Genomic DNA, 25,620 nt, shown 5'->3' with positions numbered 1-25,620 from the left:
GCGTGCCGGCGACAGCGACGGGCGACCCGGTCGTCACGTTCTCCGGCGCCCGCCTGGCCTTCGGCGACCGCATCCTGTGGGACGACCTGGATCTGACGATCTCCCCCGGCGAGTTCGTCGCCGTGCTCGGGCCCAACGGCTCGGGCAAGACCTCGTTCCTGCGGGTGTTGCTCGGGCAGTACGACCTGCAGCACGGCAGGGTCGAGACCACCGAGGCGATCGGTTACATCCCGCAACAGCACGCCGACGATGCCGACCCGATGGCCATCCGCGGCCGCGACCTCGTCGGATTCGGCGTGGACGGCAACCGCTGGGGTCTCGGCCTGCGCGGGCGGTCGCGCCGGCGGGCGCTGGTCGACCGGGCCCTCGACGCGGTGGACGCGCGGCATTACGCCGACGCCCCGCTCGGCGTGCTGTCCGGCGGTGAGCAGCAGCGACTGCGCGTGGCGCAGGCGGTCGTCGGCGAACCCGACCTGCTGCTGTGCGACGAGCCGCTCGCGAGCCTCGACCCCACCAACCAGCACGTCGTCGTCGACCTCATCGACCGCCGTCGCCGGGAGGCGGGCACCGCGGTCGTCTTCGTGACCCACGAGATCAATCCGATCCTCCCCTACGTCGACCGAGTGCTCTACCTCGTCGGTGGCCGGTTCCGCATCGGCACCCCCGAAGAGGTCATGACCACCGAGACGCTCAGCGAGCTGTACGGCAGCGACGTCGAGGTCCTGCGCGTCAACGGCCGACTCGTCGTGATCGGCGGTGAGGACGCCCACCACTGCGTCGCGCCCGAGACCCCCGGGAGGCGCCCGGCATGAGCGCCCCCGCGACGCTGGCCGCCGAACGAAGTTTCAGCGACCTGTGGGACTTCTCCACGACCGCCGACCTCCTCGGCTACGACTTCGTGCAGCACGCGCTGCTCGCGATGGTCCTGCTCGGACTCGTGGGCGGACTACTCGGTCCGCTCATCGTCGCCCGGCAGATGTCCTTCGCCGTCCACGGTGCCAGCGAGCTGTCGGTGACCGGTGCGGCCGCGGCCCTGCTGGCCGGGATCTCGGTCAATCTCGGCGGCGTCATCGGCGCCGTCGTCGCGGCCGCCGTCTTCGGCTGGATGGGCAACAAGGCGCGCGAACGGGATTCGGTCATCGGTGTGGTGATGGCCTTCGGCCTCGGCATCGGCGTGCTGTTCCTCGCGCTCTACGGACGGATCGGTACCGGGTTCGCACTGCTCACCGGCCAGGTCGTGAGCGTCGGCGTGCAGGGCCTGGTCGCCATCGCGATCACCGCCGCGGTGGTCGTGGTGGTGCTGGCGGTCATCTACCGGCCGCTGCTGTTCGCCTCCACCGACCCCCGTGTCGCGCAGGCCCGCGGCGTGCCCGTGCGCACCCTGTCGGTGGTGTTCGCGATCGTCATGGGTCTCGCTTGTGCGCAGGGCGTGCAGATCATCGGCGCCCTGCTGGTGATGTCGCTGCTGATCACACCCGGCGCGGCCGCCGCCCGGATCACCGCCAACCCCGTTCGGGCGCTGGTGCTCTCGGTCGTGTTCGCCGAGATAGCCGCGGTCGGCGGGCTGCTGCTGTCGCTGGCGCCGAAGCTACCGGTGTCGGTGTTCGTCACCATCATCTCGTTCGCGATCTACGTGGTCTGCCGTGTGGTCGGGTCGCGCCGCGTGTACCGCACGCGCTGACCGGACCGAATGCACCGCGGCGAACCGACATGCGACGCGACCGCGGCGAAGCGACACGGCGACGTGTCAGTACTCCTCGGCGAACCCGGGGTTGCAGCGCGCGGCGATCATCTCCTGCTCGGTGACGACCGGCCGCCCCGGCTCGAGGTTCCAGCTCGTCTTCTCCGGGTCGACGATCCGCGCGAACCGCCAGTGGCAGTCGAACTGCGCCTGCATTCCGGGCGTGTCCGCGCTCGGGTCGAGAGCGAGGACCTCCTGCCAGGCCGTGACCATCCCGGCCGGATCGTCGGTGTAGCGGCCCGACGTCGTGGGGAACACCGACAGGCTCGGCCCCACCGCGGTGTCGGTCCACTCCACGTGATCGATGTAGGGCGGGCGATAGACGACGCTCGGGGTGGTCGACTCCGACCGTCGGATCCGGCCGCTCGCGGACGGCGGGCTCGACGTTCCGGCCGAAGCCGTGGCCGACGCGGTGGTCGATCTCGTGGTCACCGTCGCGACCTGCGTCGTCGAGAGCCCGGCCGTCGACTCGGAGACGGAGTCGTCGGAACCGCAACCGGACGACCCGACGACCAGCACACCCGCGGCGCATACGGTCGCGAGCGCCCGCGCCCTCCGTCGCCGCATCGCTCCCCTCACCATGACGCCACCCTAGGCAACGGCCGGAAACCCGGACGCCAACGCGTCTCGATTCGCCAACGATTCACCCCGGTGTGGGCCAACTCTGCAACCATGGCGGACGTCATGACGACACACGACCAAGGGAGCGCCATGCGGCCGGTTCGCGTCGGTGAGCAGATCGACGGCGGCGTGTACGTGGAGGTGGCCGGGTCGACCGTCTGGCACTTCTCCGGCGGCGACCCGCAGGGCGTCCCGACGGTGCTCCTCCACGGGATCTTCGCCTCCGCTGCCACCTGGGGCGCCCAGGTGACCGACTTCGTCGACGCCGGACTCCACGTGTTCCTGCCGGAACGGCCCGGTCACGGGCACAGCCCGGACGTGCCCGGCGACTTCACGTTCGCGTCGATCCTCGAACGCACGATCGCCTACCTGGAGGACGTGGTCGGCGCCCGCGCGAACCTCGTCGGCTGGGCGGACGGAGCGGTGATCGCCCTGCTCGTGGCGCGCGAGCGACCGGAACTGGTCAATCGTGTGGTGTTCGTCGGCGGTTATCTCAACGCCGCCGGACGGCGCACCGACGAGTTCGTCGAGCTCGTGCTGCGCAGGAACCCCGAGACGGTCGAGTACCTGCGCCAGCACCACGACGAGACCTCACCCGACGGCCCCGAGCACTTCGAGGTCATCTACGACAAGACGCTGCACATGCTGACCACCGAACCCGACTACGCGGTGTCGGACTTCTCCGGCGTCGAGGCGCCGACACTCGTGGTGGTCCCCGATCGCGGCATCGTGAAGATCGAGCACGCGCTGGACATCGTGCGAACCCTGCCGAACGCGCGGTTGGCGGTCCTGCCGGGAACGCACATCGTGCCGGTGGAGTCACCGGAGCTCTTCAACCCGCTGGTGCTGAACTACCTCGCCGCGGACCCACCGACCGACTGGCTGCCCGGCTGAGACCGCGGGGTCTCCGAGGACCACTGGCCGCCCGAGTTCTGGTGGGCCGCCGGAGCACTGGTGGGCCGCCGGAGCATTACACCTGGCCGTTGGAGGACCACTTGACCGCCGGAGGGCTACCGGGCCGGTGCGTGTACCCGGTACCAGGCCTGGCGCCGCAACGTGTCCGGATCGGCGACCACGTGGTCGGGATCGTCGATGACCAGGACCTTGCGTCCGGAGGTGTCGTAGACGGGCCAGCCGAGTCCCGGGTCGCCGTGGCGGGCGAAATTGCCCCAGCGGGCCTGCACGTTCTCGGTGACGCGTCGTGTGCCGGACCAGTCCGCGACGGCCAGGCCCGCGCCCAGCGGTGCCCGGTAGGCGCCGAACACGGTGAACAGCTCGGTGGCGTGAGTGGCACCGAATCCGGTGGCCTCCAACACCTTCGTGCGGTAGTCGTACCGGTACACATAGGTCGGCGCAACCTTGCTGTGCCCGTCGGCGAAGGCGGTCATCGGCGCCCAGAAGATGGAGTCGCCGGCCAGCCGGAGCCGGTCACGATCGCCGTCGGTGTAATGCGCGGCGATCTCGCGCCGCACCTCCTCGTCCTCGACCCGCATCAGCGTCCGCTCGGCGTCGGGCAGCACCTTCCACAGCTTCGCGAAGAGGTTCGCCTCGTCGCGGTTGCTGCCGATGACCAGCGGGACCGGGATCGTCAGTCCGGCGCCGGCCGCGTCGATCAGCGTTCGCGGCAGCAGGTCACCGTCGACGACCGGTGCGAACGGGATGGCCCCGCCGGCCGCCCGCATGGCGAACCGCATCAGCTTGTTGCCCGCCTCCAGCAGGATTGCCGGGTTCGGATTGGTGAGCAGCCGCTGCGCCTCGGCCGGGTCGATCGGCTCCTCGTCGCGTTCCATCCGCGTGTGCCGACGCTGCGGGTCGCGCAGGATCCGCACGAACTCGTCGGCGTAGACGGTCGCCGCGTCCTGCTCGACGATGAGCTCGGGCGCGGGGCTCTGCGCGATCGCGTGGTGGAACAGGCCCGTCGCGGCCGGTGTCGACAGCAGCGCCAGCACCGACGTGCCACCGGCGCTCTCGCCGAAGACGGTGACGTTGTCGGGGTCCCCGCCGAAGGCTGCAATGTTGTCCTGCACCCACTGCAGCGCGGCGATCTGGTCGAGCAGGCCCACATTCGCGTCGAACGGGCGGTCGTCGGTGGAGAACTGCGAGAAGTCGAGGAATCCGAAGGGCCCGAAGCGGTATTGGATGGTGACCACGACGACGTCCTGCGCGCGGGCGAGGAATGCGCCGTCGTAGAGCGGGGTCGCGGCCGTGCCGAGGATGAAGGCGCCCCCGTGGATGAACACCATCACCGGGCGCGGACGGCTGGAGGCTACCTCGGGCGAGAACACGTTGAGGGTCAGGCAGTCCTCCCCCATCGGCGCGAACCGGCCCGGCGCCACCGCGGTAAAGCGCTTCTCCTGGATGGCAGCCTTGGGCAGCCGCGTGCAGTCACGCACCCCCGGCCAGTCGTGGGCGGGCTCCGGCGCACGGAACCGCCGGTGAGCGACCGGTGGGGCGGCGAACGGAATCCCCCGCCAGCTGATCGTGCCGCGGCGCAGCCGCTTCCCCCGTGCGCCACCGACGACGCCGTTGACCGTGGTGACCTTGGTGTCGAGCAGTGCCATGTCCCCACCGTAGACGAATCGGCCGATCCGTCTGCCCGGGATCCACGGACCCCACGACCTGCGGACCTAGAATCGGTCCATGACCGCCGACAGCGACCCGGGCGAGGCCACCCGGGCACTCATCGATCTCAACGCCGATCTCGGCGAGGGCGTCGGCGACGACGAGTCGATGCTGACCATCGTCACCTCCGCCAACGTGGCGTGCGGCTTCCACGCGGGGACGCCGGCCGAGCTGCTCGCGACCTGCCGGGCCGCCGTCGAACGAGGGGTACGGATCGGCGCGCAGGTGTCCTATCCCGACCGGGCCGGCTTCGGGCGACGGTTCATGGAGATGTCCTCGCGCGACCTGATCGCCGACCTCGTGTACCAGATCGGCGCGCTCGAAGCGATCGCGCGCTCGGTCGGCGGCACGGTGTCGTACGTGAAACCCCATGGGGCGCTGTACAACACGGTGGTACGCCATGAGCAACAGGCCGATGCGGTGATCACCGCGGTGCGCGACGTGAACCCCGATCTCGCGGTGATGGGACTGCCGAACTCGGAGGTGCTGGCCCGTGCCGAACGTGCCGGGCTGCCGTTCATCGTGGAGGCCTTCGCCGACCGTGCCTACACCTCCGAGGGAATCCTGGTGCCGCGCAACCAACCCGGCGCCGTGCTGCACGACAGCGACGAGATCGCCCGGCGCGTCGTGGATCTCGCGACGTCCGGCAAGCTCAAGGCCGTCGACGGCTCGGTCATCGACGTCGCCGCCGACTCGATCTGCCTGCACGGCGACACCCCGGGCGCCGTCGGACACGCGCACGCCGTCCGCGAAGCACTCGCGCGGGCCGGCGTCGCGCTGAAGCCGTCGGAGCCCAGACGCCGATAGCGAAACCGGTTGGGTCACAGACCGACTCGGTGAGCGCTTGGAGCGGCGCCCGCGCCTCGGGCACCGAGAGGTCGGCTCACCTCTGTCGCCGCTGCCGCGCGAACTCCGCCAGCACCACTCCGGCGGCCACCGAGGCGTTGAGGCTCTCGACCTCGCCGGCCATCGGGATGGAGAGGATGGAGTCGCAGTTCTCGCGCACCAGGCGCGACAATCCCTTGCCCTCGGAGCCGACGACGATGACGGTCGGACCGGTGCCGTCGTAGTCGTCGAGCGAGACGTCGCCACCGGCGTCGAGACCGACGAGCTGGGCGCCGGTCTCGGCCCATTCCTTGAGCGTGCGGTTGAGATTGGTCGCGCGTGCGACGGGCAGGCGCGCGGCGGCGCCGGCGCTGGTCCGCCACGCCACCGCGGTGACGCTGGCGCTGCGACGGGCGGGGATCACCACACCGTGACCGCCGAACGCGGCGACCGAGCGGATCACCGCACCGAGGTTGCGCGGGTCGGTGATGTTGTCGAGCGCGACGAGCAACGGCGGGGTGCCGCTGGCCTGCGCCTCGGCCATCAGGTCGTCGGGATGTGCGTACTCGAACTCCGGCACCTGCAGGGCGATGCCCTGGTGCAGACCGTTCGTGGAGAGACGGTCGAGTTCGGGCTTGCCGACCTCGAGGATCGAGATCCCCTGGTCCCCGGCGAGTTTCACCGCCTCGGCGAGTCGCTCGTCGGGTTCGGTGCTGCCGACGACGTAGAGGGCGGTCGCGGGCACACCGGCGCGCAGGCACTCGACAACGGGGTTGCGGCCGAGGACGTACTCGGGCCCGTCCTCCTTCGCCCGGGGACGGCTCGTCTTCGCCTTCGACGCCGCCTTGGCCCGCTTGTGCGCGGGGTGGTATGGCCGGTCGACCGCCTTGGGGGTCGCGCCGCGACCCTCGAGGCCGCGCCTGCGCTGGCCGCCGGAACCGACGACCTGCCCCTTCTTCGTGCCGGACTTGCGAACCGCGCCGCGGCGCCTGGAATTACCAGCCATCAGGCCTCACCCTTCAATGCCCACTGTGCACCGTCCGGGGTGTCGGTCACCTCGATGCCGGCTTCGGCCAGACGGTCGCGCACCGCGTCGGCGGTGGCCCAGTCCTTGGCCGCACGCGCCTCGGCGCGTCGTTGCAGTTCTGCGCGCACCAGCACGTCGAGCGCCGCGGTCGCGGCCGACTCGTCGCCGCCGTCGACCCACTGCTCGTCGAGCGGGTCCACGCCGAGGATGCCCATCATGGCGCGCACGCTCGACGCGGCCGCGAGTGCCGCGGCGCCGTCGCCGCCCTCGAGCGCGGTGTTGCCCTGACGGACGACGTTGTGCACGACGGCCAGCGCGGCCGGCACGCCGAGATCGTCGTCGAGGGCCTCGGCGAACTCCGGATCGATCTCACCGACGGCGACCTCGCCGACCCGCGAGGACACCCGGTGCAGGAAGGACTCGACGCGGCGGTATCCCGCCGCGGCCTCGGTGAGCGCACCCGGCGAGTACTCGAGCATCGACCGGTAGTGGGCGCTGCCGAGGTAGTAGCGCAGTTCGACGGCGCGCACGCGTTCGAGCATCGCAGGGATCGACACCACGTTGCCCAGCGACTTGCTCATCTTCTCGCCACCCATGGTGACCCAGCCGTTGTGCAACCAGTAGCGCGCGAACGGGTCCCCGGCGCCGTGCGCCTGGGCGATCTCGTTCTCGTGGTGCGGGAAGACCAGATCCATTCCGCCACAATGGATGTCGAACTCTCCACCGAGGAGGCTGGTCGCCATGGCCGAGCACTCGAGGTGCCAGCCGGGGCGTCCGCGGCCCCACGGCGTCGGCCACGATGGCTCGCCGGGCTTGGCCGCCTTCCACAACGTGAAGTCACGGTGGTCGCGCTTACCGGTGCCGGCACTCTCGCCCTGGTGCACGTCCTCGAGTCGGTGTCCGGACAGGGTGCCGTAGTCGGGCAGGCTGCGGACGTCGAAGTAGACGTTGCCGTCGGCGGTGTAGGCATGGCCGCGCTCGATCAGGCGCTCCATGTACTCGACCATCTGCGTGACGAAGCCGGTGGCACGCGGCTCGGCGGACGGCGGCAGCACGCCGAGTGCGCGGTACGCGTCGTCGAAGGCCCGCTCGTGCGTGGCGGCCCACTCCCACCACGGGCGGCCGGCCTCGGCGGCCTTGCGGAGGATCTTGTCGTCGATGTCGGTGACGTTGCGTACGAACAGGACGTCGAGACCCTTGTGGGTCAGCCAGCGACGGAGGATGTCGAAGGCGATGCCGCTACGGACGTGTCCGATGTGGGGAACGCCCTGCACTGTCGCACCACAGAGGTACACCGTCGCCTGGCCTGGGCGCAGCGGCACGAAGTCGCGCACCTCTCGGGAGCTGGTGTCATACAGGCGCAGGGTCACGACCGGCCATCCTACCGGACCGGGATCCCCCGACCGACCGCGCTCGGCGTGGTCGCCGGTGGTGTCGGCCTGCGAAGACGCCGTCACGCGGTGCCGGTGCAGCCGGTCACACCGATGACCGAACCGGCCAGGGCCGCCATCTCGTCGAGGACACCGGAGAGCACCCTCGCGGCGCGCTCGGTGTCGGGGTAGCGGACGCGGACGTGGATGCCGTCGTGATCACGCCAGAGCCACCACTGGGCGGTGTCGGTGGGCTTCTGGCTGGACACCTGCCGGACGGCCACGTCGCATGCCGGCGTCGGCATCCGCGTGTAGTCGACGTAGGACATCATGAAGACGTCGTGGCGACTGGGGCGCAGGCGGTCACCGAACGCCGTGTAGACCGGTGTCAGCCCGATCTCGGCCAGCGGGAGCGCGGCCGCGAGCCGGTCGGTGTTGGCGTGCATGGCCGCGTCGAGGTCGCCCGTCGAGCGGATGATCATCGGCGCGTTGCCCACCGACCAGCACACCACGCCGGGTCCGGCTCCGGTGCCGGTCGGCACGACGGTCGCCACGTCCTCGGGTCCACCGGCGGCGCTGATGGCCTTGGCGGCGCAGGTCAGCAGTGCCGGGTAGGTCCGGGCCCCGGCCCGGTGGACGGTCGAGGAGAACCGGGCCGCCTCACTCGCCGGGAGCAGGGTCCGCACCATGGTCTTGACCGGGTACGTGGCGCCGGGGTCGACGCCGAGGTCGAGCGGGAACTCCGGGACCCGCCAGCCGGTGGCCGACAGGAAGCCCTCCCACTCGGCGACGCGTGGGTCGTCGGCGGGGACGCAGGCCTCCGCCGCGGCCACCTTGCGCACCGCTTCGAGTCCCGACGGCGCGGCCGGGAGCGCGCGGCCGTGGATCAGCTCGCAGATCTCGTTCGCCACCACCGCCAGCGACCGCGCGTCGACGTAGCAGTGGTCGAATCCACAGATCAGCGTCGTGCTCGACGGGCGCAGCACCGCCGCCAGGTAGTGCGGCATCGGCTGGAACGGATCACAGGTCTCGCCGATGTCGTCGGCCAACCGGGTGGCGAACTCTCGGGCCCCGAGACCGGTGCGGTCCTCGCGGACCTCCTCCTTGACGTCGGCGGTCGCGTGCAGGAGCCGGGCGAAGCCGCCCTCCGGCGTGCGCACATAGTGGCTGCGCAACGCGTCGTGACGCGTGATGACCGAACCGACGACGTCGCCGAGGAGATCGGGATCGAGCCGCTGCGGGAAGTCGAGCGTCAGGGCCATCCAGCCGGGCTGCCCGGCCGACAGCGACGTCAGATGGAATCGCTCGTTCTCCGACACCGGTGCGCTCGCCTCTTCGGCGAAGCCGCCCGGCACCGGACGCCATCGGACGAGCTCGCCCCCGGCGACCTCCCACGACTCGGAACTCGAGAGTTTCATCGTCTAGCCCTCGAGCGCACCCGTCGGGTTGCCGGCGAGCACGGCGGCGGATGACTCCGCCGCGCTGCCGTAGGTGTACTCGCAGTCCCCGTCCGCGACGATCTGCTTCAGGATCGCGGCGAAGGTGGACAGGAACACCTCGACCTTCGGCGCGTCCTCGAGCGGGAACCGCGACGAGACGTTGACGCCGGTCGGGATGCGGTTGATCCAGAAGTAGACCTCGTCGGCGTCGCGGGTCGCGCTACGCAGCACGCGGGCCTTGCGCGGCTCCCACTCGGCGGCGCCTTCGGCGTGCCGCAGGTCGATGTAGGAGATCACGAACCCGGGCGGGGTCACGTCGCCGCCGATGAGCTCGGCGACCGGCGCGAACGGTGCGCTGCCGATGTCCTTGTACTGCGCGGAGCTCGCGGCGACCGAGGACAGCGCCTCGGTGAACCTCTGCGGACGACCCGGGCGCAGCGCTACCGGGATGATGCCGACGAACCAGCCGACGGCCTCGCCCCACTCGATGGAGTTGCGGGTGTGCACGGGGCTGATGAAGCGCAGGTCGGCGCTGCCGGTCAGCGCGGCCGAGGTCATCGACAGCGCGGTGTAGATGCCTGCGGTCATCGACGACCCGGCGCCCTTGCACACGGCGTCGAAGCGCTTGGTCTCCGCGGGGTCGAGCAGCCAGTGCGACAGCGTCGACTGGAAACCCGGGGCGGGGGTGCGCTCGGCGGCGATGGTGCGGGGCGCGTCGGCCGCCACCGCGAAGTCGGGGAAGCCCGGGATCGGGGTCGGCTGGATCTCCGTGGTGGTCTCGTCGAAGAAGTTGCGCCACTTGCTGACTGCGATGTTGTTGGCGTCGATCTGCTCGCCCAGACGGCGCTCGGCGTCGCTGAAGTCGAGGTAGCTGCCGAACTCGGCGAGCTTGTGCGGCTCACCGGTGACCTCGGAGACGTAGAGGGCGGTCAGCTCACGGATCGCGAACACCTGCGTGTAGGCGTCCATCACGGTGTGGTCGGCGGCGAAGACGACCAGGAAGCCGTCGTCCCCCGGGGTCTCGACGGTGACCGCGATGCAGTGCGGCCACTTCAGCGGCGAGACGGTGCTGTTGAAGTATTCGGTGACCAGTTCGGAGACCTCGGTGGGTTCCAGATCGGAACCGAAGTGGCGCTCGCGCACCGAGATCGCGTCGGCGGCGACGGTGACTCGGGTCAGATCACCCTCGGGGTTCGACGGGTCGTGCAACCGGACCGAGGTACGGAACGCCTCGTGCCTGCGGTACCACCCCAGGAGCATGCGCCCGAACGCATCGCGGTCGAGCGGGCGCTCGATGCGGAACGCGGTGCCGATCCACTGGCTGTACCACTCATCTCCCTCGCGGACCGCCCGACGGGCGTGCTCGAGATGCATGTAGGACAGCTGTCGCGAATCGGTCTGCCACTCGGCGGCATCGACCGTCGGCTCCCATGCGGTGACCGTTCCTCCGGGCATCGCATAGTCGTCGAGCTCGGTGTACTCCATATACAGAACCTCCCGTGCGCTTTCTCACACGTTTCGGCCCCCGTTTGATGTCTGGACCGGCCCCTCCCCGGGCCGTTCGCTGCACCGTGCGTCAGCAGCGTTCGCCGGTCATGGACCGACGCGGACACAACCTCCTCGTGAACGTGACGGATGGATGTGTCCCCGAACACATCATTCGGCAGAACAGTAAACCGGAGGTCATGCGTTCCGTCGACGTTTCCGAAAGGCGCCTGAACCGGGTCATTCGTCCCAGAGCCGATCCGGATCGGCGGACGTCACGACGCCCGACAGATCGGCGTGAGTACCGGTCATGCCGCTGCGTCCTTCCGGGGTCCCAATGCACGTGGTCAGCGCCAAGAATGTGAACCGACACCCATCACGGTGGCGGCCTGGCGGTCACGACAGTAACCCGAATCCGATCGAATGAATAGTTCGCCGTACGAAATGAGAATTCTCAAGAGATCCGCTAATGATCGCTGGTTGGGCCGTTTTCGGGACCGATCGGCCGGCGGCCCGGGGAAAGCTGCGATACCCCATCGGCGGGCCGCGGATTCTCCGGTAGTGTGTCCCGCAGTCTCGGGCCGATGAATCCACCCCGGCGGACTCGGGAATGACACTGCGACACCGAATCCCAAGAGACACTTGGCATGAGGAAGCAAATCGTCACAGACCGCGAGTCCCCGCCGATCCGATGCGGAAGCGTTCGACCACCTCGTCACCCTCGCCGGTCCGCGACCCCACCAGTCCTTCGAAAGGCACCGACGTGAATCTGCGGCGTGAGATCGCTCACATGATCGCTCGCTCCGGCGAAGCGTCTTTGCGTGCCGAAACTGTGCGAAGGATCACGTTTTCCGAAGGGGTATGGCAGGCATGAAAATCGCCTCACTCGTCCGTCGCACACCGTTCGTCCCGTCGGCGTCCACCGTCGACCGGCTCACCGCCGACGACGACCTCTTCGTCAAGCTCGACACGATCCTCGGGATGCCCGTCGTCATGCAGACGGTGTGGCGGTTCCCCGGCACCGTCGACGTCGACGCGTTGCGCGGCGTCGCGGAACGGATGCTCACCGGCCGGATGAGCAGGCTCGTCGGACGCCATCGCGGCCCGGGGCGCGCGTACTGGCGATACACGCCCGAGGCGGGGTCGGTGACCGTGGCCGCCGAACCCATCCCGGCCGGCGGCGAGGAGGCGTGGGCTCGCGCCCAGACCGACCTGCCCCTCGACGTCGTGACCGGGCCGGCGTGGCGGTTCGCCGTGGCCCGTGTGGCCGACGGCTCGGCGGTCCTGGTGTCGCTGACGATCGCGCACGTCATCGCCGACGGCGGTTCCGGCACCCTGGCGGTCATGGAGGCCGTCCATGATCTCAAATACACGCCGGGAACCGAACCCGATCTCGTCGATGACGCGATCGACGCGGCCGACCTGCTGGGCAGCGCCGCGTCGACGGCCTACCGGGTGTGGCAGGAATCCCGCACCGAGACGCCGGTCACCCCGGAACGGGTCACCGGCACGCCTGCCCCCGACACCGACCTGGCCACGGCGCAGGCCACCCCGAACGTCACCGTGCTCGTCCCCGCCAACGACTTCACCGCTGCCGCCAAGGCCCGCGGCGGCACCGACAACAGCCTCTTCGCCGCGCTCATGGTCGGCCTCCTCGAACGCTGCGGCCGGGTGTCGAAGGGCGACGTGATGCCGTTGTCGCTGCCCGTCTCGACCCGCACGGATCCCGCCGACCGGCGTGCGAACGCCACCTCGGGCGCCCGCGCCTACATCGAGGTGTCACCGAGCCGGTACGACGACCTGACCGACATCCGCGTCGCATGCAAGGAGGCCTACGAACGGCTCGCGGTCCGTCCCGGCACGGTCGCCAACCGTGCGGTCATCATGCAGGCGCTCCCGCAGGCGGCCGCCCGGCGCCTGGCCGCGCAGGCCACCAACCCGCTGTGCCTGGCGTCGAACGTCGGCCACGTTCCCGACTTCTTCGCCACGCTCGGCACGGGGGTGCCGGCGGATCTGGCCGTCCGCGCCGTCACCGCCGCCGACGACGTCACGCTGCTGCGCGATGCCAAGGGCGGCATCAGCGGATGGCTTGCCATCAACAACGGCGACGTGATGTTCAGCGTCAGCTCCCTCGACCCGGTGCGCATCCCCGACGTCGCGGCGCTGCGCACGCTCGTCACCGACGAGCTCGCCACCTGGGGTCTCACCGGAAGAAGTTGGGGCGCATGAGATTTGCGTTCACCGTTCACGGCAGCCGCGGCGACATCCAGCCGGCGATCGTGGTGGGTGCCGAACTCGCCAGACGCGGCCACGAGGTCCGCTTCGCCGTGACCGAGGACCTGGTGGGGCTGCCCGGGTCGGCCGGACTGCCCACCCGGGTTCTCGCACCGTCGACGGCGGAGCTGCTCGCCAGCCCGCTGGTCAAGGAGCGCCTCAAGTCGAAGAACCCGCGGGTTCGATTCGCCGCGCTGCGCGAGATCGGCGATCACGGTCGCGCGACCTCCGAACAGGTGATGGGTGAACTCGCCGATGTCTCCGACGTCCTCGTCACCGGTCCGCTGGCCCAGGACCGCGCCGACGCGATCGCCCAGAGCCGGGGCATCTCCTTTGTGCCCCTGCACTATTGCCCGCTGCGCCCTAACCGCGGTCTCGACGTCGGGTACCGCGAGCTCCCGCGCGTGGTCTCCCGCGCCGCCTGGGCGGCCGCGGACCGGGCCTACTGGCTGACGATGCGATCGGGCGACCGCCGCCTCCGTGACGAACTCGGCCTGCCGCACGTGAAAGGCCCTCTCGGAAAACGGCTTCGGAGTCGGGGTGTGCCGGAGATCCAGGCCTACGACGCGACCCTGTTCCCGGGCCTGGACGCGGAGTGGGGCCCGCAGCGCCCGTTCACCGGATTCCTGGCACCAGACGCGGAACTCCGGGCGGTGTTGTCCGACGACACCGAGGCGACGTCCCGGGCCGTCGCCTGGGCAACCGCCGGCGAGGCCCCGGTCTATGTCGGTTTCGGCAGCATGAAGATCACCGCGGAACAGATCGGCGGCATCGTGACGTCACTGCTCGACCGCGGGCTGCGGGTCATCGGGCACACCGATCACGCACTGCCGCAGCATGATCGGCTCCTTCACCTGACCGAACCGGTCGATCATGACAGCCTGCTCCCGCGCTGCCGCGGCGCCGTCCACCACGGCGGCGCCGGAACCACCGCGGCCGCCACCCGAGCCGGGATCCCGTCGATCATCGCGTGGCTCAGCGCCGACCAGCCGATGTGGGCTGCCGCGCTACGCCGGGCGGGCGCCGGATGCGGAAACAAACTGGCACGGTTCGGGCCGTCGGATCTGGATCCGATCACCGATCCGGCGCTGGCCGAAGGTGCGGCGCGCCTCGCGAAGCGCCTGACGCCGCCGGCCGAGGCCGTCGACCGGGCGTGCCGGATCCTGCTCGAGGCCGGATCCCGCTGAGGCCCAGGGGTTGACTCCCAGGGGTCGAGGCCCAGAGACCGAGACCCCGGAGCATGGTCGGAGCCCGAGGGTCAGGGGCCGAACGGTCAAGGGGCCCTGGGATGGGGGTCCGGTGCCGGGTCTCAGGGTTCGGCGAGCAGCGCGGTCGCGACCGCGGCGATGCCCTCGCCTCGGCCGGTCATGCCGAGCCCGTCGGTCGTGGTGGCGGACACGGAGACCGGTCCGCCCAGCGCCTCCGACAGGACCTGCTGGGCCTCGGCCCGGCGCGGACCGATCTTCGGACGGTTGCCGATGACCTGGACGGCGGCGTTCACGACCCGGAGGTTCTCCGCGGCGATGAGTTCGGCGACGTGCCGGAGCATGGCGACGCCGGAGACGCCCTCCCATTCCGGCCGACCGGTCCCGAAGACCGAGCCGACGTCGCCGAGACCGGCGGCCGAGAGGACGGCGTCGCACAGCGCGTGGGCGCCGACGTCGCCGTCGGAGTGGCCCTCACAACCGGCCTCTCCCGGGAAGTGGAGCCCGACCATCCAGCATTCGGCGGACGCGTCGACGCGGTGCGCATCGGTCCCGATTCCGACCCTCATCGCGGTTCCCCCTCCGGGGTCGTCCCGGTCGCGGTGCTCTCCGATTCCGCGACGACGTCGCGGACGATCCGCAGATCCCACGGAGTGGTGATCTTCATGGCCAAGGGGTCTCCCGGGACGACGTGGACGTCGATGCCGCAGCGCTCGGCGAGGCCGGCGTCGTCGGTCGCGAGACCGGAGTCGTCGGCGTGGGCGCGCAGCAGCGCCTCGCGGGTGAAGCCCTGAGGCGTCTGGATGGCGCGGAGTCGTTCGCGGTCGACGGTGTGCTCGACGCGGTCGAGTCCGTCGTCGCCGGAGACGACCTGCTTGAGTGTGTCGGCCACCGGGAGACCCGGCACGACCGCGGGATGTCCCGCGGCGACCGCCTCGACGACCCGGGTGAAGACACCCGCGGGCGTGAGAGGTCGCGCCGCGTCATGGACGAGAAGGATGTCGGCGGCGTCTGCTGCCGCGATGCCGGCGCGCACGGATTCGGAACGGTGAGCGCCGCCGGGCACCACGATGGTGTCCGGCAGCAGCTCACGAGCCCGTTCCACGAGGTCGGCCGGCACCACGACGACGACCGATGCACCCAGCGCCGCCGGGATGTTGTCGACGCAGCGCTCGATGATGGTCCGGCCGCACACGTCGACGAACGCCTTGGGCACCGGCTCGCCGAGCCGGGTGCCCGACCCGGCGGCCGGGATGATGACGCAGACTGCGCCGGAGGACTCCGGCGTGGTGGTCACTATGGGTATGTCCTGGTCCGAGCGTTCACCCGACTCAGGAAGCGGCGGCGAGGACCTCGTCGAGGATGCTGGCCGCCTTCTCGTCGTCGGTGTTCTGTGCGAGCGACAGCTCGTCGACGAGAACGCGACGGGCGCGGGTCAGCATGCGCTTCTCGCCGGCCGACAATCCGCGGTCCTGCTCGCGACGCCACAGGTCACGCACGATCTCGGCGACCTTGATGATGTCGCCGGAGATCAGCTTCTCCTGGTTCGCCTTGAACCGCCGTGCCCAGTTGGTCGGCTCTTCGGTGTGCGGGGCCCGCAACACCTGGAAGACCTGATCGAGACCCTCTTGCCCGACCACGTCGCGGACGCCCACGTACTCCAACTTCGAGGAGGGAATCTGAACGGTCATGTCACCGTCGGCAACCTTGAGAACAAGGTATTCGATCTGTTCACCCTTGATGGTTCGGGTCACGATGTCCTCGACCCGAGCAGCACCGTGATGGGGGTAAACGACGGTGTCGCCAACTTTGAAATTCAATGTTCCTTGCCCCTTTCGAGTGAACCCAGTCTAGCACGGGCGTTCCGAGTGCCCCACCCAACGGTGCAGGTCAACGCGGTGAACCGGTTGCACTGCAGGTTCTTCCGAGGTAGGCGGGGGTCCCGTAGCAGCGTGTCGGGCGTCACGCAAACCGGGCATCTCCCCGGCCCCGTCGGAGTGCGCCGGCAAGGGCTGTCGGAGGCACCTCGGGGACCCTCGGGGAACCGGGCCCCGACGACGCCTTCGGGCCGAATCGGGTACCCGGGCGGACTTTTCCACGCCGCGCCCACTACGCTGCGTAGTGCAGGGTTTCGCGCGCTGCAATTCGACTTCGTATGACCTGGGAGGATCGGGTGTCAGTGCTTCCATCATCCGCACGGCGGTCGGCGGTCCGGCCATCGCGTCTGGCCACCGCAGTTGCCACGATCGGCATCGCCGTCGCCCTGGGCACCACCGGTTGCGGTGCGGGACAAGTCTCGCAGACCGCCAACCAGCTGCCCGCGGTGAACGGCGCGAACGTGAACATCGACGCACTGCAGCTGCGTGACGTTCAGATCCTGTTCCCGGAGTCCGACGCCCCGACCGTCTTCGGCAACGGCGGACCGTTCGAGGTCGCGTTCGTCATCGCCAACGCCGACCAGACCACCCCGTACCGGCTGAAGTCGATCACCCCGGAGAAGGGCTCGATCGAGTTCACCGAGGGCGCCGACGCCGAGGACCGCGTCATCCTCCCGGGCCAGTCGTTGCGAGGCGGCCAGCCGGTCGGCGCGGCCCCGGCCGAGGAGAAGGTGACCGCCGAGCTCAACGACGCCGGTGACACCGTCGCGGCGGGCCTGACCACCAAGCTGACCTTCAAGTTCGAGAAGAAGGAGAACGGCTCCTGGGTCGACGCCGGTGAGGTCACCGTCGTCACCCCGGTCGACGCCGGCGCCAACCTGCAGCGTCAGGACGTCGCCCGCAACGCCGAGCCGACGTTCTACAACCAGCATCACGCAGAGGACGGCCACGGCTCGGACGACCACGGCGAAGGCGCCGAGGGCGGCCACTCCGAGGGCGGCGGGCACTGACCCACCCCCACTTCGACCACGAGACGAGGTCCGGCATCTGCCGGGCCTCGTCTCGTTTTGTCGTCGAGGCGGTGTGCGCCGTGAACCCTGTCGGTGGCGCCGCCTAGGCTGGCCGGGTGGCCAGAGCCAAATCGACATACCGCTGCACCGGTTGCGGTCACCAGGTCGCCAAATGGGTGGGGCGCTGCCCCGAATGCGGGGAATGGGGATCGATCGACGAGGTCGCCGCGATCCCCGCCGCCCCGGCGCGCGGGACGACGGCCGCCGTCGCCCCGTCGAGCCCGGCCCGGCGCATCACCGAGATCGACGCCGAGTCCTCGGCCGCCGTCCCGACCGGCATCGGCGAACTCGACCGCGTCCTCGGCCGCGGCATCGTGCCCGGCTCGGTGATCCTGCTCGCGGGCGAGCCCGGCGTGGGCAAGTCGACGCTGCTGCTCGAGACCGTGAAGCACTGGGCGGCCGCCGACCGCGTCGCGCTCTACATCACCGGCGAGGAATCGGCCGGCCAGGTCCGCATGCGCGCCGAGCGCACCGGCGCCGTCCACCCGAATGTCTACCTGGCCGCCGAGACCGACCTCGCGACCATCCTCGGCCACGTGGACTCGGTCGCGCCGTCGCTGATGATCGTCGACTCCGTGCAGACCGTCGTGGCCTCCGGCGCCGACGGCGTGACCGGTGGCGTCACCCAGATCCGCGCGGTCACCACCGCCCTGGTCTCGCTGGCCAAGAACCGCGGGATCGCGGTGATCCTGGTCGGCCACGTCACCAAGGAGGGCGCGGTCGCCGGCCCCCGTTCGCTGGAGCACCTCGTCGACGTCGTGCTCGCCTTCGAGGGCGACAAGCACTCCACGCTGCGCATGGTCCGCGGCGTCAAGAACCGCTTCGGCGCGGCCGACGAGGTGGGCTGCTTCGAGCAGCGCGACGACGGCATACACCAGGTACCGGATCCATCGGGAATCTTTCTGCACCAACGGAATTCGGACGTCAGTGGCAGTGTCACGATGGTCACGATGGACGGCAAGCGCGCCCTCGTCGGCGAGATCCAGGCCCTGGCGAACTCCACCGAGATGAACATCCCGCGCCGCGCCGTCTCCGGGCTGGACATGAACCGGGTGTCGATGGTCCTCGCGGTGCTGCAGGCCCGCGCCGGGCGCAGGGAGATCGGAAAGTCGGAGATCTACCTGTCCACCGTGGGTGGCATGAAGGTGACCGAGCCGGCCGCCGACCTCGCGATCGCGCTGGCGGTCTACTCGACGCTGACCAACAAGCCGATCCCACAGTCGACGGTGGTGATCGGCGAGGTCGGTCTCGGCGGCGAGATCCGCCGGGTGTCGGGCGTCGCACGACGCCTCGCGGAGGCCAGGCGCCTCGGGTTCCGCGAGGCGATCATCCCGGCCTCCACCGACGAGAAGCTGCCCACGGGGATCCGGGTGCTCCGCGTCGCCAACCTGGGCGACGCGGTGCACCTGCGGGATACGACGCCGGTCGACGCGCCGTTCTGACGATCTAGAGCGCCGGCTTGCCCGCCTTGAACTCGTCGGCCTTAGCGCTGCGCTCGACGTGCTCGGCGAAGTGCTTGCGCGCGTCGATGGTCACGAAGATGCCGTGGGCGCGCGCCACCGGCTCGGACGGATCACCGAGGTGCGCAACGCCTTCGGTGTACATCTTGCGACCCTGCTTGCCGAGGATGTCGGCGCGCAGGTGCAGCGTCTCCCCCACCGGGATGGGACGCATGAAGTCGACCTGCAGGTGGACGGTGACCGCGGCCGGGCCGATGAGACGCGGCGTCATGCCCATCACGTCGTCGAAGGCACTGGAGAGGATGCCGCCGTGGATCACGCCGGGGCCGCCCTCCATCCACTGCTCGACCCGCATCTCCGCCACGACGCTGAAGCCGTCACCGGCGTACATCTCGAGGTGGAGGCCCCGCGGCGAGTCCGCGCCGCAGCCGAAGCACACCGCATTGTGCGGACGCATCGGCTCCCCCGGGCGGGACGTCTTCGGGTGGCGCTCGAGCTCGTCGAGCTCCTCGGGCACCACAAAACTGCTGCTCTTCACACCCCGGTACCCTAGTCACCGTCATGCCGACCGACGCCATCGGGCGTCTGTGATTTCCGGCTCGTACAGCACCGGATGTCGCTCCGGTCGCCAGAAGGGGAGACATGGTCACCGAGTCGATGAAGTCCGACCTGCTGCGCGACACGCTGGCGCGTGTTGCGCCCGGCACGCCGCTGCGCGATGGTCTGGAACGCATCCTGCGCGGCGGTACCGGCGCGCTGATCGTGCTCGGTCACGACTCCGACGTCGAGAAGATCTGCGACGGCGGTTTCCACCTCGACGTCGAGTTCGCACCCACCCGCCTTCGGGAGCTGGCGAAGATGGACGGCGCGGTGGTGCTGTCGACCGACGGCAAGCGGATCGTGCGCGCCAACGTGCAGCTGGTCCCGGATCCGTCGATCCCCACGGAGGAGTCGGGTACCCGCCACCGTTCCGCGGAACGCACCGCGATCCAGACCGGCCACCCGGTGATCTCGGTGAGCGCGTCGATGTCGATCGTCAGCGTCTACGTCGACGGGGTCCGCCGCGTGGTGGAGAGCCCGGACCCGATCCTGTCGCGCGCGAACGTCGCACTGGCGACCCTGGAGAGGTACAAGACCCGCCTCGACGAGGTCATCGCCGCGCTGTCGCGGGCCGAGATCGAGGACTACGTGCTGCTGCGCGACGCGATGACGGCCGCCCAGCGCATGGAGATGGTCCGCCGGGTGTCGGTCGAGATCGAGGAGTACGTCCTGGAGCTCGGCACCAACGGCCGCCAGGTGAGCCTGCAACTCGAGGAGCTGATCAGCGAGAACGACACCATGCGTGAGCTGCTGGTCCGCGACTACTTCGCCAGCCCGGAGCCGGCCACCACCGAGGACGTGCGCCAGGCGCTGGAGGCGATCGAGGAGCTCAGCGACGCCGATCTGCTCGACCTGACCCAGTTGGCCGGCGCGTTCGGATATCCGACGACCATCGAGGCCCAGGACACGGCCATGAGCCCGCGCGGCTACCGGCTGCTCGCCCGGATCTCGCGACTGCAGTTCGCACACGTGGACCGGCTGGTCCGCAGTTTCGGAACCCTGCAGGCCCTGCTGGCCAGCACGTCGGCCGACCTGCAGGCCGTCGAGGGCATCGGCAGCATCTGGGCCCGCCACATCCGCGAGGGCCTGTCACGGCTCGCCGAGACCAGCATCGAGCGCTACGACTAGATCGGCCGGCCCCGGCCGGTGTCAGGGCTCTTCGGCCGGCGCGACGAAGTTGAAGGTGATCGGGAACGACTCGCGCTCGCCGATCTTGCCGACCGCCGAGTACGAACCCGCGGGCACCTGCGTGCGCGGACGCTCGCAGCCGGGGCTGCTCGTGGTGCCGGACCAGGTGATGGTGTCCTTGACCTGCTGAGCAGGCTTGAGGACGACATTGTTCACCGTGTTGATCGGCGAGCAGTCACGCGCCGACCACAGGGTGCGGGAACCGTCGAGGGTGCGCACGATGACGTTCTGGACGGCCTTGCCCACATCGCGGGTGCACTCCGAGAGACCCGCGTTGGTCGTGACGATGGTGAAGACCGGCTGCTGGCCCACGGTATAGGTCGGCTTGTCGGTGTAGAGCACCACCGAGATCGCCTGATCCGGGCACAGGTTGGGTCCCGGCGGCGTGCCGGGGGCTCCGGCGGGGTCCGCCGAGGCGGGCGGGGCCGGTGTCGAGGCCGGCGCGCCGGCGGGCGCTCCCCCACCCGCGGGGGCTCCACCACCGGAACCGCCCGCACCGGCATCACCGGCGGGTGGCTCGGACGACTCGGGGGCGGCCTCCGACGACGGAGCGGCGCTGGTCGACGCCGACGACGTGGCCGCGGCGTTCCGCGGCTCGTCGCCACCGTTGCCGGTGAGCCAGATGATCAGGGCGACGACCAGCCCCACGATGACCAGTGCACCACCCGCGGCGACGATGCGGCGTCGCCAGTAGATCTCGGGTGGCAGTGGGCCCTGGGGTTCGATCACGAACACAACGCTAACGGCCGGATCTTGACTTCCGGTTGATCACACACCGGCGTGTCGCACACGAAAACCGGTCGCGAGCAGGCAAAGTCTAGAGTTCGCCTTCAGGCTTCGTCGGCAGCGGCGGGCGCGGCGGCCGCCGTCCGGACGCTGCTCCGCGGCGTCTCGCCGATGTCGCCGTACACGGACTCGAGTTTGACCCGACCGTCGCTGAGCTTGTAGGTCAGCCCGACGATCGCCAGCTTGCCGGTCGCGATCCGGTCGGCGACGATGCGGCTGCGCTGCATCAGCAGGCGACCGGTCTCGACGACGTGCCGGGCCTCGAACTCGTCGACCCGCGACAATCCCTCGCTGCGGCCGGCGAGGATGGACGGCGCCACCCGCTCCACGACGTCGCGGATGTAGCCGCCCGGGATCTGCAGGTCGTCGAGCGCGTCGAGAGTGGCCTTCACCGCGCCACAGCTGTCGTGCCCGAGGAGGACGATCAGCGGCACCTGGAGGACCTCCACGGCGTACTCGAGGGAGCCGAGCACCGCCGAATCGATCACGTGGCCCGCGGTGCGGACGACGAACATGTCGCCGAGACCCTGGTCGAAGATGATCTCGGCGGCGAGCCGGGAGTCGGCGCAGCCGAACAACACCACGTGGGGATGCTGCCCCTGGACGAGGCGTTCGCGGTCCTCGATACCCTGGCTGGGATGTTGGGACTCGCCCGAGACGAATCGCTCGTTGCCGTCGCGCAGAACGCGCCACGCCTCACGTGGTGTCATACCGATCATGCTCAATAGTGTGCCACCTGCCACTTTGCTCGGTTGGTTCGATACCCATGAACGTGATCTGCCCTGGCGGGATCCGTCGTGCAGCGGGTGGCACATCCTCATCAGCGAGATCATGCTCCAGCAGACCCCGGTGTCACGTGTGCTCGAGCCGTGGCGCACCTGGGTGGAGCGTTGGCCGGTCCCGTCGGCGATGGCGGCCGAGTCCCCCGGCGAGGTCGTGCGGGCCTGGGGCAAGCTCGGCTATCCGCGGCGCGCGCTGCGGCTGCACGAGTGTGCGAAAGTCCTTGCGAGCGAACACGACGATCGGGTTCCCGACGATGTCGAGACGATGCTGACCCTGCCCGGGATCGGCGACTACACCGCACGGGCCGTCGCATGCTTCGCATACGGCAAGGCGGTGCCCGTCGTCGACACCAATGTCCGGCGGGTCATCGCGCGGGCGGTGCATGGCCGGGAACATCCGGGCAATCCGTCCCGCAGGGACCTCGTCGACGCGGAGGCGCTGCTCCCACGGGACGCCGAGGGCGGCTACGCGGGGACCGCGCCGCGCTTCTCCGCAGCGCTGATGGAGCTCGGCGCACTGGTGTGCACCGCACGAAATCCCAAGTGCGACAGCTGCCCCCTCACCGAATGCACGTGGATCCGGTTGGGCCGTCCGGCATATCAGGGTCCGCCGCGGCGGGCGCAGAAGTTCGCCGGCACCGACCGGCAGGTCCGCGGCCTGCTGCTCGACGTGTTGCGCGAATCCACGGTCGCGGTCGAGCGGGAGAAGCTCGACGTCGTGTGGACGAAAGACACCGCGCAACGGGATCGGGCCCTGGATTCGCTGCTCGTCGACGGCCTCGTCGAGATCACCGCGGACGGAAGGTATTGCCTGGCCGGGGAGGGCTGAGTCCCCACGAGGATCCGTGCCGACGTGGCGAAACGTCATTTGAACGTTCGGGCGTGTTCTCCCGCGGGACGGCGATCGTTGCTAATGTCCCCGACCATGAGTCAGCCGCCGTATCCTCCTGTCCCTCCGTCGGACCCGAACCAGCCGGGCGAGCAGCCCGGGCAGCAGCAGCCCCAGTACGGGCAGCAGCCGCCGGACCTCGAGAAGCCGTCGACGCCGCCGCAGTACGGCGAGCAGCCGCCCCAATACGGTCAGCAGCCACCGCAGTACGGGCAGCAGCCCGGTTACGGCCAGCCGCAGTACGGCCAGGCCCCGCCTCCGCCGCCGCCCGGCGGCCCGCAGTACGGCGCCCCGCAGTATGGGGCACCGCAGTATGGGGCACCGACCGGCGTCCCGGGCAAGGTCGATGTGGGCGAGGCGTTCTCGTGGGCGTTCAACAAGTTCAAGAACAACGTCGGCGCGATGATCCTGCCCGGCCTGGCGGTCTTCCTGCTGGCCGCCGTCGTTCTGGTGCTCGGCATCTGGGGCGCCGCGATCTTCGGCACGACCACGACCTACAGCACCCCGTACGGAAGCTACGAGGAGACCACCCTCAACGGCGGCGGGCTGTTCCTGATGATCCTGCTGTACATCGTGCTGATCATCGGCATCCTGTACATCCAGGCGTCGATCACCTCGGGTGCGGTCCGTGTGGCCAACGGTGAAGCGGTCTCCGCGGCATCGTTTCTGACCCCGATCCGCTTCGGCGCCGTCGTGGGCACCGCGATCCTGGTCGGCATCATCACCTCGATCGGCTCGGCCCTCTGCGTGATCCCGGGCATCATCGCGGCGTTCTTCCTGATGTTCGCCGTGGTCGCCACCATCGACAAGGGCCTGTCCCCGATCGACGCGATGAAGGCATCCTTCGAGCTCACCAAGTCGAAGGTCGGCGACTCGATCATCACGCTGCTGGTGACCTACGCGATCACCCTGGTGGGCGCGCTGGTCTGCTACGTCGGTCTGATCGTCGCCGCGCCGGTGGCCCAGCTGTTCCTGGTGCACTGCTGGCGCCGGCTCAACGGTGCGCCGATCGCGCCCGCCGATCCCGCCTGAGTCAACCCGTAAACCCCTCGGGGCGCACACGATTCGTCGTGTGCGCCCCGATTCGTCTTCGCCGTCGACCGCGTCGGTCAGATCTCCAGACCGGACAGGAACGCCTCCACCGCACCGCGATACACGTGAGGCGCATCGTCGTGGACGAGGTGTCCCGCGCCGGGCACCCGGAGGTAGTGCGCATGGTCGTTGAGCGCGCACATCTTCCGCATCTGACCGGGCGGCGCGACGGTGTGCTCGGCCTCGATGACCAGCGTGGGCACCGAGACCGCCTGCCACTCCGCCCAGAAATCGCGGGTTCCCCACTCCTCGGCGATGGCCGCCCACACCGGGATCCGCCCGTGCAGCCGCCCGTCGTCGAAGGCCTCGTAGAAGTACCGTCCGGCCACCGGCCCGAACATCGCAACCGCCTCGTCGACGGATTCGAAACGCTCGGGCCAGGATTCGAACCACGGCGACCAGTTCGCGGTGGTCCGGCCACGGAAGTCCGGCGCCATGTCCTCGACCACGAGTGCGGCGACCAGTTCGGGGTAGGTGGCGGCCGTGCACCATCCGTGCAGGGCACCCATCGAATGTCCGACGAGCACCGCCGGGCCCTGGTCGATCCAGGTGAGGATCTCGGCGAGGTCGGCCACGAACCGCTCGGTGGAGAGCTCCGACGGGTCGGCCGGTTCGCAGGCGTCGGCGCCCGTGTGGAACGCCGCGTCGAAGGTGAACACCCGCCCGTACCGCCGCAGCCAGGGGATCTGGCGACGCCACGTGCGGCCCCGGCCCATCAGCCCGTGCAGCAGCACGATCGGACGCACCGGCAGGCCGCTCGGCGGTGCGCCCCGGTTGTCGTCGGTGATGACGGGGCCGCCGTGGTCCCGCAACCCGATCTCCCCGATCGCCTGGGTGTCGACCATGGGGTGAAACTGTAGCCGGACCGGACGTCGGAGCCGCGCCGACTCCGGGTGCCCCGGCGAGCCCAGCGCATAAGGTGGACCCATGGCTGTTGTGAAAATCAATGCGATCACCGTTCCCGAGGGCGCCGGCCCCGAGCTGGAGAAGCGGTTCGCCAACCGCGCCCACTCCGTCGACGGCTCCAAGGGCTTCCTCGGCTTCCAGCTCCTGCGTCCGGTCAAGGGCGACGACCGCTACTTCGTCGTGACGCAGTGGGAATCCGAGGAGGACTTCCAGGCGTGGGCGAACGGTCCCGCCAAGGAGGCCCACGCCGGTGAACGGGCGAAGCCGGTCGCCACGGGCGCCGACCTGCTCGAGTTCGAGGTCGTGCTCGACGCACGTCCCAGGGCCTGACGGACCGACGCTGAATCCTTCGGTCTCACCG

The 25,620-nt window shown here is 70.0% G+C and carries 25 protein-coding genes; 12 read left to right on the top strand and 13 right to left on the bottom strand.

Annotation, left to right across the window (positions count from 1 at the left end):
- The first annotated feature begins 2 nt into the window (after window positions 1-2).
- Both ABFT43_RS02730 and ABFT43_RS02725 read left to right on the top strand, forming a co-directional pair.
- Window positions 3-812 carry a metal ABC transporter ATP-binding protein gene (locus ABFT43_RS02730; RefSeq protein ID WP_347958856.1) on the top strand — a complete coding sequence of 270 codons (810 nt, stop codon included), beginning with the start codon at window positions 3-5 and terminating at the stop codon, window positions 810-812.
- Entirely contained in the window at window positions 809-1,681 is an 873-nt protein-coding gene (locus ABFT43_RS02725; protein ID WP_347958855.1) for a metal ABC transporter permease, read from the top strand. Before ABFT43_RS02730 ends, ABFT43_RS02725 begins: the two co-directional genes overlap by 4 nt.
- Before the next feature lie 66 nt (window positions 1,682-1,747).
- On the opposite strand, the gene ABFT43_RS02720 is transcribed toward ABFT43_RS02725, so the two are convergent.
- Complete coding sequence (locus tag ABFT43_RS02720; protein WP_347958854.1) at window positions 1,748-2,323, bottom strand: DUF2599 domain-containing protein; 576 nt, start codon at window positions 2,321-2,323, stop codon at window positions 1,748-1,750.
- Window positions 2,324-2,452: 129 nt separating this feature from the next.
- On the opposite strand from ABFT43_RS02720, the gene ABFT43_RS02715 reads away from it, so the two are divergent.
- Window positions 2,453-3,256: an alpha/beta fold hydrolase gene (locus tag ABFT43_RS02715; protein WP_347959254.1), complete on the top strand. Its 804-nt coding sequence runs from the start codon at window positions 2,453-2,455 to the stop codon at window positions 3,254-3,256.
- A gap of 116 nt (window positions 3,257-3,372) precedes the next feature.
- On the opposite strand, the gene ABFT43_RS02710 is transcribed toward ABFT43_RS02715, so the two are convergent.
- Window positions 3,373-4,923, bottom strand: a complete 1,551-nt coding sequence (locus ABFT43_RS02710; RefSeq protein ID WP_347958853.1) for a carboxylesterase/lipase family protein — start codon at window positions 4,921-4,923, stop codon at window positions 3,373-3,375.
- Window positions 4,924-5,002: 79 nt separating this feature from the next.
- Here ABFT43_RS02710 and ABFT43_RS02705 point away from each other — a divergent pair, with 79 nt between their 5' ends.
- Window positions 5,003-5,791, top strand: a complete 789-nt coding sequence (locus ABFT43_RS02705) for a LamB/YcsF family protein (protein ID WP_347958852.1) — start codon at window positions 5,003-5,005, stop codon at window positions 5,789-5,791.
- A gap of 76 nt (window positions 5,792-5,867) precedes the next feature.
- Here the strand turns inward: ABFT43_RS02705 and rlmB are convergent, their stop codons facing one another.
- The 4 genes from rlmB to ABFT43_RS02685 all read right to left on the bottom strand — a co-directional run bounded on the left by rlmB (window position 5,868) and on the right by ABFT43_RS02685 (window position 11,130).
- Window positions 5,868-6,815 carry a 23S rRNA (guanosine(2251)-2'-O)-methyltransferase RlmB gene (gene rlmB / locus ABFT43_RS02700; RefSeq protein WP_347958851.1) on the bottom strand — a complete coding sequence of 316 codons (948 nt, stop codon included), beginning with the start codon at window positions 6,813-6,815 and terminating at the stop codon, window positions 5,868-5,870.
- On the bottom strand, window positions 6,815-8,206 hold the full coding sequence (cysS, locus tag ABFT43_RS02695) for a cysteine--tRNA ligase (RefSeq protein ID WP_347958850.1): 1,392 nt from the start codon (window positions 8,204-8,206) through the stop codon (window positions 6,815-6,817). Before cysS ends, rlmB begins: the two co-directional genes overlap by 1 nt.
- A gap of 83 nt (window positions 8,207-8,289) precedes the next feature.
- Entirely contained in the window at window positions 8,290-9,624 is a 1,335-nt protein-coding gene (locus ABFT43_RS02690) for a condensation domain-containing protein (RefSeq protein ID WP_347958849.1), read from the bottom strand.
- Between the two features lie 3 nt (window positions 9,625-9,627).
- Window positions 9,628-11,130, bottom strand: coding sequence for a condensation domain-containing protein (locus tag ABFT43_RS02685; protein ID WP_347958848.1), 1,503 nt, complete (start codon window positions 11,128-11,130; stop codon window positions 9,628-9,630).
- Window positions 11,131-12,000: 870 nt separating this feature from the next.
- On the opposite strand from ABFT43_RS02685, the gene ABFT43_RS02680 reads away from it, so the two are divergent.
- The gene (locus tag ABFT43_RS02680; RefSeq protein WP_347958847.1) at window positions 12,001-13,359 is read left to right on the top strand and encodes a hypothetical protein; all 1,359 of its coding nucleotides are present in this window, start codon (window positions 12,001-12,003) and stop codon (window positions 13,357-13,359) included.
- Window positions 13,356-14,591 carry a nucleotide disphospho-sugar-binding domain-containing protein gene (locus tag ABFT43_RS02675; protein WP_347958846.1) on the top strand — a complete coding sequence of 412 codons (1,236 nt, stop codon included), beginning with the start codon at window positions 13,356-13,358 and terminating at the stop codon, window positions 14,589-14,591. The genes ABFT43_RS02680 and ABFT43_RS02675 overlap by 4 nt, the downstream gene beginning before the upstream one ends.
- Before the next feature lie 122 nt (window positions 14,592-14,713).
- On the opposite strand, the gene ispF is transcribed toward ABFT43_RS02675, so the two are convergent.
- Genes ispF through ABFT43_RS02660 form a run of 3 tightly spaced genes read right to left on the bottom strand, consistent with a single transcriptional unit; the run spans window position 14,714 to window position 16,429 of the window.
- Entirely contained in the window at window positions 14,714-15,178 is a 465-nt protein-coding gene (ispF, locus tag ABFT43_RS02670) for a 2-C-methyl-D-erythritol 2,4-cyclodiphosphate synthase (RefSeq protein WP_347958845.1), read from the bottom strand.
- A complete protein-coding gene (gene ispD / locus ABFT43_RS02665; protein ID WP_347958844.1) occupies window positions 15,175-15,906 on the bottom strand; it encodes a 2-C-methyl-D-erythritol 4-phosphate cytidylyltransferase in 732 nt (243 codons plus the stop codon). The genes ispF and ispD overlap by 4 nt, the downstream gene beginning before the upstream one ends.
- Window positions 15,907-15,940: 34 nt before the next feature.
- Window positions 15,941-16,429 carry a CarD family transcriptional regulator gene (locus tag ABFT43_RS02660; RefSeq protein ID WP_006899032.1) on the bottom strand — a complete coding sequence of 163 codons (489 nt, stop codon included), beginning with the start codon at window positions 16,427-16,429 and terminating at the stop codon, window positions 15,941-15,943.
- A gap of 359 nt (window positions 16,430-16,788) precedes the next feature.
- On the opposite strand from ABFT43_RS02660, the gene ABFT43_RS02655 reads away from it, so the two are divergent.
- Together ABFT43_RS02655 and radA are read left to right on the top strand one after the other, a co-directional pair.
- Window positions 16,789-17,496: a hypothetical protein gene (locus tag ABFT43_RS02655; RefSeq protein ID WP_347958843.1), complete on the top strand. Its 708-nt coding sequence runs from the start codon at window positions 16,789-16,791 to the stop codon at window positions 17,494-17,496.
- 116 nt (window positions 17,497-17,612) lie between these two features.
- Complete coding sequence (gene radA / locus ABFT43_RS02650; protein WP_347958842.1) at window positions 17,613-18,998, top strand: DNA repair protein RadA; 1,386 nt, start codon at window positions 17,613-17,615, stop codon at window positions 18,996-18,998.
- A gap of 4 nt (window positions 18,999-19,002) precedes the next feature.
- Here the strand turns inward: radA and ABFT43_RS02645 are convergent, their stop codons facing one another.
- The gene (locus ABFT43_RS02645) at window positions 19,003-19,533 is read right to left on the bottom strand and encodes a PaaI family thioesterase (RefSeq protein WP_347959253.1); all 531 of its coding nucleotides are present in this window, start codon (window positions 19,531-19,533) and stop codon (window positions 19,003-19,005) included.
- A gap of 125 nt (window positions 19,534-19,658) precedes the next feature.
- Here ABFT43_RS02645 and disA point away from each other — a divergent pair, with 125 nt between their 5' ends.
- Window positions 19,659-20,744, top strand: a complete 1,086-nt coding sequence (gene disA / locus ABFT43_RS02640) for a DNA integrity scanning diadenylate cyclase DisA (protein WP_347958841.1) — start codon at window positions 19,659-19,661, stop codon at window positions 20,742-20,744.
- A 21-nt stretch (window positions 20,745-20,765) separates the two neighbouring features.
- Here disA and ABFT43_RS02635 read toward each other — a convergent pair whose 3' ends face one another.
- The gene (locus ABFT43_RS02635; protein ID WP_347958840.1) at window positions 20,766-21,533 is read right to left on the bottom strand and encodes a hypothetical protein; all 768 of its coding nucleotides are present in this window, start codon (window positions 21,531-21,533) and stop codon (window positions 20,766-20,768) included.
- Window positions 21,534-21,634: 101 nt separating this feature from the next.
- Window positions 21,635-22,309 (bottom strand): carbonic anhydrase, encoded by a 675-nt coding sequence (locus ABFT43_RS02630; protein WP_347958839.1) that lies wholly within the window; start codon window positions 22,307-22,309, stop codon window positions 21,635-21,637.
- Here ABFT43_RS02630 and ABFT43_RS02625 point away from each other — a divergent pair.
- Together ABFT43_RS02625 and ABFT43_RS02620 are read left to right on the top strand one after the other, a co-directional pair.
- Entirely contained in the window at window positions 22,308-23,201 is an 894-nt protein-coding gene (locus ABFT43_RS02625) for an A/G-specific adenine glycosylase (RefSeq protein ID WP_347958838.1), read from the top strand. The genes ABFT43_RS02630 and ABFT43_RS02625 overlap by 2 nt on opposite strands.
- Before the next feature lie 96 nt (window positions 23,202-23,297).
- Entirely contained in the window at window positions 23,298-24,293 is a 996-nt protein-coding gene (locus ABFT43_RS02620; RefSeq protein ID WP_347958837.1) for a hypothetical protein, read from the top strand.
- Window positions 24,294-24,370: 77 nt separating this feature from the next.
- Here ABFT43_RS02620 and ABFT43_RS02615 read toward each other — a convergent pair whose 3' ends face one another.
- Window positions 24,371-25,198: an alpha/beta fold hydrolase gene (locus tag ABFT43_RS02615; RefSeq protein ID WP_347958836.1), complete on the bottom strand. Its 828-nt coding sequence runs from the start codon at window positions 25,196-25,198 to the stop codon at window positions 24,371-24,373.
- A gap of 82 nt (window positions 25,199-25,280) precedes the next feature.
- On the opposite strand from ABFT43_RS02615, the gene mhuD reads away from it, so the two are divergent.
- Window positions 25,281-25,589: a mycobilin-forming heme oxygenase MhuD gene (gene mhuD, locus ABFT43_RS02610; RefSeq protein ID WP_347958835.1), complete on the top strand. Its 309-nt coding sequence runs from the start codon at window positions 25,281-25,283 to the stop codon at window positions 25,587-25,589.
- Window positions 25,590-25,620 lie beyond the last annotated feature (31 nt).

The sequence above is a fragment of the Gordonia aurantiaca genome, assembly GCF_039939235.1.
In the GTDB taxonomy this organism is placed as follows: Bacteria; Actinomycetota; Actinomycetes; order Mycobacteriales; family Mycobacteriaceae; genus Gordonia.
Note: the sequence above shows the minus strand (reverse complement) of the source record. Positions and strands in the feature narration are given on the sequence as shown.

Excerpts from the sequence above, each read along its gene's own strand:
- ABFT43_RS02725 (WP_347958855.1), top strand. The coding sequence starts at position 809 with ATGAGCGCCCCCGCGACGCTGGCCGCCGAACGAAGTTTCAGCGACCTG.
- ABFT43_RS02720 (WP_347958854.1), bottom strand. The coding sequence starts at position 2,323 with ATGGTGAGGGGAGCGATGCGGCGACGGAGGGCGCGGGCGCTCGCGACC.
- ABFT43_RS02715 (WP_347959254.1), top strand. The coding sequence starts at position 2,453 with ATGCGGCCGGTTCGCGTCGGTGAGCAGATCGACGGCGGCGTGTACGTG.
- ABFT43_RS02710 (WP_347958853.1), bottom strand. The coding sequence starts at position 4,923 with ATGGCACTGCTCGACACCAAGGTCACCACGGTCAACGGCGTCGTCGGT.
- ABFT43_RS02705 (WP_347958852.1), top strand. The coding sequence starts at position 5,003 with ATGACCGCCGACAGCGACCCGGGCGAGGCCACCCGGGCACTCATCGAT.
- rlmB (WP_347958851.1), bottom strand. The coding sequence starts at position 6,815 with ATGGCTGGTAATTCCAGGCGCCGCGGCGCGGTTCGCAAGTCCGGCACG.
- ABFT43_RS02690 (WP_347958849.1), bottom strand. The coding sequence starts at position 9,624 with ATGAAACTCTCGAGTTCCGAGTCGTGGGAGGTCGCCGGGGGCGAGCTC.
- ABFT43_RS02685 (WP_347958848.1), bottom strand. The coding sequence starts at position 11,130 with ATGGAGTACACCGAGCTCGACGACTATGCGATGCCCGGAGGAACGGTC.
- ABFT43_RS02680 (WP_347958847.1), top strand. The coding sequence starts at position 12,001 with ATGAAAATCGCCTCACTCGTCCGTCGCACACCGTTCGTCCCGTCGGCG.
- ABFT43_RS02675 (WP_347958846.1), top strand. The coding sequence starts at position 13,356 with ATGAGATTTGCGTTCACCGTTCACGGCAGCCGCGGCGACATCCAGCCG.
- ispF (WP_347958845.1), bottom strand. The coding sequence starts at position 15,178 with ATGAGGGTCGGAATCGGGACCGATGCGCACCGCGTCGACGCGTCCGCC.
- disA (WP_347958841.1), top strand. The coding sequence starts at position 19,659 with ATGGTCACCGAGTCGATGAAGTCCGACCTGCTGCGCGACACGCTGGCG.
- ABFT43_RS02625 (WP_347958838.1), top strand. The coding sequence starts at position 22,308 with ATGCTCAATAGTGTGCCACCTGCCACTTTGCTCGGTTGGTTCGATACC.
- ABFT43_RS02630 (WP_347958839.1), bottom strand. The coding sequence starts at position 22,309 with ATGATCGGTATGACACCACGTGAGGCGTGGCGCGTTCTGCGCGACGGC.
- ABFT43_RS02620 (WP_347958837.1), top strand. The coding sequence starts at position 23,298 with ATGAGTCAGCCGCCGTATCCTCCTGTCCCTCCGTCGGACCCGAACCAG.
- ABFT43_RS02615 (WP_347958836.1), bottom strand. The coding sequence starts at position 25,198 with ATGGTCGACACCCAGGCGATCGGGGAGATCGGGTTGCGGGACCACGGC.
- mhuD (WP_347958835.1), top strand. The coding sequence starts at position 25,281 with ATGGCTGTTGTGAAAATCAATGCGATCACCGTTCCCGAGGGCGCCGGC.